We start from the raw sequence: 4442 nt of genomic DNA, 5'->3' as shown, positions 1-4442 counted from the left end.
AAAGGTCTACTGCGCTGCGTTAGCAACTTTTAAATCATATCAGATCAACAAGTGAATGTCAACTCTTTTTTTAAAAGTTTTTTTTCGAAAGTGTTTATTCAACAACTTCCTGTGCGTCATCAGCGACTCCATTAGAATAACAAATTAATTGTTATTTGTCAACAACTTTTTTCAATCTTTTTTGTTGCTGCATCAGCATCAAATTGATTTCTTAAATTTGCGACTTCGTTATAATATCATCTGTTTCCGTTTTGGTCAAGCCCTTTTTTCAAAAAGTTTTTTTGAAAGGTTTTGACTGTCGGCGTGTTTTGCCAACGTTCACTACTTTATCATTAAGCGTATGAAAGAGCAAGTGTTTTTCTGAAATACTTTCAATTATTTTTGAAAAAGAAAAACTGCCTAAAATAGGCAGTTTAATCAATGTCCCGAGTCCGAAAACGAATCTGATCGTTTTCATCACGTCTCAAGACTGTTTCTTCTTTCAAATAACTAAAGGATCTCTCCTTGAGCTCAGGATTTTCCAACATTTCTTCATATCCTGTGAATATGTCTTGGATATACTTTTTATAGGCTTTTTTCTTTTTGATACGTTTTTTCATTCGGCACCGTCCTTTACGTGCTCTATCTTAGCAATTGTGGCAGAAGTTGACAACCGAATTTTTACGATTCGCTAGAGTTTTTGGTCGAAATTTTATTTTGGGGCAATATAACTGACACTTTGCGAATAAGCAAGCTCATTGGGAATGATTCGATAAGAAATCGTTTTGCCATCAATAACGTTGCCCTCTGATATTAAAATGCCATCTTTGCCAACCGCTTCCACAAAGGCGACATGTCCATATTGTGTGCTAGAGCCAGCAGTGCCTGGGCTAAAACTGATCAGATAGCCTGCTTTTGGAGTAGCCGCCGTTTTATAGCCTAAACGTTTTGCGGTTGCTCCCCATTCTCCACCATTCCCCATATATTCATCCACACTGCCGCCCAATTGCTTGACCCGATTGTAAGCATACCAAGTACATTGTCCGACTGGATAAGAACCTGAGGTATTATAATTTACACCGTTATAATCAGGAAACACCAACAGCTGCCGATACTCTTTGGGAATCGCTTCTTTTGATTGTAGGACAACGCCGCTGCCAGCTTTGGCTTCATCATATTTCGTTAATTCATAGACAGCAATCAATGAATTCAGTTTATTGTTGTAGCTCGTATCCGTTGCATAACGCCCCTTTAAATATTCAGTCGCTTGCAGGTAGTTTTTTGCTTCAGAACGCCAAACCTTTTTGTAAAAATCAGCATTCCCACTAATTCCTGTCCGCAGTAAATGAACGTAATCCTTTAACGACTCCTTGTATCCTGTATAGGCACGAAAAGCAGCTTGGATCGTATAAAATTCTCCGGTCCCATTATCCTCAGCTGTCATCATAGAAACGGAACGACTACCGGAAGTTCCTTTGATTCCAAACAAATTATAATACGGAGGAGAAGCAAGGCCACTCTGACCAGATCCGCTTTCCAAAATTGCCTGTGCAATCATAACCGACGCATACACACCATAAGTTAAGCCTAGTTCCCGAGCATCTTCTGCAATTGCCGCAACAAATGCTTCTGTTTGCGGATTCTTGCGAAAATCATAGCTAGCCGCATACTTAGCGATTAGTGATTGTCCATGAGGTGTTACTTTTTGCGAGTCAGAAAAATGAACTACTACATCTGGTTTGTTTACCTGATCTTCTTGGATCAATTGTTTTGTTTCCGCAGTACTATTCTGTTTATCAGTAATAGTATAAATGCGTACGCCATTGTTTTCTGTCGCCGCTTTTTCTTCCTTGACTATTTGTTCCGCTTGGGGTTGATCTGCCATGATCAGTTTATCCTGTCCAAGGTAAATTGCTGCTTTGACTAATTGCTGACCGTCTTTCCAAAACAAAAGATCTCCAGGTACGGCTTTTTCAAGTGATGTTTGCTTTCCTACCCGGCTAAGCTGATCATAAGTTTCGATCCCTTTTATATCAAAAACGCCATGATAAACAGCAATAGGCAACGAAAGATTATTAAATCCAGTACCCTGCGCATCTTTTTCATATGGTTTGCCTAGTTGATTCAACGCTTCTGAAATCAGCGCTGCGGATCGTTCATTTGCTAACTGATTCAACAACGGCAAGATATAGCCATTCAAATTAGAATCAGTTGGGGTGGTAACCAATTTATCTGATAAATCAACTGTCTGGGAAGAATCTGCTATAGGCTGATTGGATGGCGGCAATTGGCTGACTGAAGAACCTGTGTTGGATGTCTTTGGTTCCGAAGAACTTTGGGTGGAATTTGCTGTCGTATCATTTGGCTTTGATGAATGACTGGTTCCTGATGGCCTTTCGGTAGTAGAAGACATACTAGGCGTTGTAGAATCCTTAGTTGAATCCGTTGTCGACGCACTGCTACTTGAGGAAGATGTCTCACTTTCAGACGTACTTGTACTTTCACTTGTTTCCTCAGTCGTTTCACTAGAAGACGATGATTCAGTAGAATGACTTTCATCAATGGATTCTTCTGTTTCCATACTTTGACTGCTTGATGCCGTTTCGAAAGAATCGGCCGTTCGGTCTTCAGATGGTTCTGAGGATTCATTTGATTCGTCTGAGATTGATGAGCCTGAATCGACTATTGCTGATTCTGCGTTATTCTCTAAGACAGTCAATGCTTCAACCGCAGGCACCCCTTGTCCAAGGGTGATCAATAGAGCCGCTAGCATTGCCAACGCCTTACGCATACTTTTTCTTTTTTTCATTGGATTCTCCTCCATTGTTTACTCAAATCAACTTTACCATATGCAAAATATTAAAATAAAGTGATAACTCTCTATTTTTATACATTTAATTAATTTCGTCTATTCGGAATAAAAATAAACAAAAAGATAGCAAGCCCTGCATAATAAAGCTACGCAAAACTTGCTATCTTTCTTTCCGTCATGATCAATCTTTCAAAAAACATCTTATTTATGAGCTAAACAAGCTGCCCAAATTCGACCTGAACCCGCTAAGGAAATTAAGGAATTAGTATGGCTCAGCCATTCCGCTTGTGGTCTGGCAATTACAGCAGATATTACTATATTCACCCAATCAATTAGATTAATTTCTGATAGGCCAGTCGTTCACCGTGTGGAATAGGGAAAACAACTTGCCCACGATATTGATAACCACAGGTTTCGATCACTTTCTGCATTCCAATATTTGCTTGATAGGTATCAATCCGTAAATCATGGATCCCTTTTGCTAACGCTTCTTCCTCTAGCGCTTTTAGTAAATGTGCACTCAATTGTTTGCCTCTAAAATGGTCACTGACTACGACACGATGGATTGATGCATAAGGCCCATCCCCTGACCAACTACCTTCGATTATCGCAGTATAAAGGGGATCGACCCCTTTGACTAAAGCGGCAGAAGCAGCAATTTGATCGTCATATAACAAGAGATAACTTTCTTGTTGATTGATATCTTCTTTGATTTTTTCACGAGTGGGACCATAGCCATTTTGCCATTGAGGTGAGCCTTGTTTTTTTAAGGATTGTATGCCCATCTCAAAGAGAGCCATCATTTCCGGCAAATCAGAGAGCGTCGCTTTTCTAAACTGGATCATGCCATTCCTCCTTCAGTAGCAATTTGCTAATCGGCTACAATGAGCGAAGTTTACCGCGGAATTCATCGATCGATGTGTAGCCTTTGGCAGTCATAATTTCTGTCAATTCTTTTTTCAGACGGGCAAAAATCGCTGGTCCCTCTTTTTGTAATTCCGTTCCGATTTGTAACATCGTCGCTCCGCATAACAAATGCTCAAATGCATCTTGTCCAGAACGAATGCCGCCAGTTCCGATTACATTGATTTCTGGTTTTAGTCGGGTTGCGAAAGCCCGAACATTGGCGAGTGCTGTTGGTTTGACATACTCGCCACCTATACCGCCAAAGCCTTTTTTAGGCTTGATCACTACTGCTTCTGTTTCTGGGTCTATATATAGACCATTACCAATACTATTGATAGAATTGATGTATGTTAAAGGGAATTTATTCAAAATTTCAGCCATTTGATCAAAGTGCGCCAGGTCAAAATAAGGCGGTAATTTCACGCCTAAAGGCTTCGTGAAGAAACTAAAAACTTGCTCTAAAATTTGTTCTGTCAATGGAAAATCATAAGCAACTTGTGGCTTTCCTGGGACATTCGGGCAAGAAAGATTCAACTCTGTGATACCACGAAAGTTGCTAGCTTCAATCTTTCTTAGAAGTTCAATATTTTCTTCAACACTCATGCCTGCAACAGAAAAGAAGAAAGGTGCTTCAGGAGCGATTGCTTCTTGTTTCTCTAAAGCAAAATTCAAATAATAGTCTAAGCCTTTATTTGGTAATCCCATTGAATTGATACTTCCTAAATCGAGATAAACATATATCTGT

Annotated in this window: 4 protein-coding genes; all 4 read right to left on the bottom strand. The window is 39.8% G+C overall.

The features are described from left to right. Positions 1–413: 413 nt before the first annotated feature. Positions 414–599 (bottom strand): hypothetical protein, encoded by a 186-nt coding sequence (locus AB5Z52_RS16010; RefSeq protein ID WP_003127300.1) that lies wholly within the window; start codon positions 597–599, stop codon positions 414–416. A gap of 92 nt (positions 600–691) precedes the next feature. Beyond that, the gene (locus AB5Z52_RS16005; RefSeq protein WP_005472600.1) at positions 692–2788 is read right to left on the bottom strand and encodes a glucosaminidase domain-containing protein; all 2097 of its coding nucleotides are present in this window, start codon (positions 2786–2788) and stop codon (positions 692–694) included. A 335-nt stretch (positions 2789–3123) separates the two neighbouring features. Then, positions 3124–3636: a GNAT family N-acetyltransferase gene (locus AB5Z52_RS16000; RefSeq protein ID WP_003127298.1), complete on the bottom strand. Its 513-nt coding sequence runs from the start codon at positions 3634–3636 to the stop codon at positions 3124–3126. A gap of 34 nt (positions 3637–3670) precedes the next feature. Continuing rightward, a partial coding sequence (locus AB5Z52_RS15995) for a dihydroorotate oxidase (RefSeq protein ID WP_368267010.1) occupies positions 3671–4442 on the bottom strand: 772 nt, incomplete at its 5' end.

This window comes from Enterococcus sp. RTP21361st1_A6_RTP21361_211029 (assembly GCF_040910045.1).
Taxonomy (GTDB): domain Bacteria; phylum Bacillota; class Bacilli; order Lactobacillales; family Enterococcaceae; genus Enterococcus_D; species Enterococcus_D gallinarum.
Note: the sequence above shows the minus strand (reverse complement) of the source record. Positions and strands in the feature narration are given on the sequence as shown.

Bases quoted from the DNA above. Each gene is read 5' to 3' on its own strand.
- AB5Z52_RS16010 (WP_003127300.1), bottom strand. From the start codon at position 599: ATGAAAAAACGTATCAAAAAGAAAAAAGCCTATAAAAAGTATATCCAA.
- AB5Z52_RS16005 (WP_005472600.1), bottom strand. From the start codon at position 2,788: ATGAAAAAAAGAAAAAGTATGCGTAAGGCGTTGGCAATGCTAGCGGCT.
- AB5Z52_RS16000 (WP_003127298.1), bottom strand. From the start codon at position 3,636: ATGATCCAGTTTAGAAAAGCGACGCTCTCTGATTTGCCGGAAATGATG.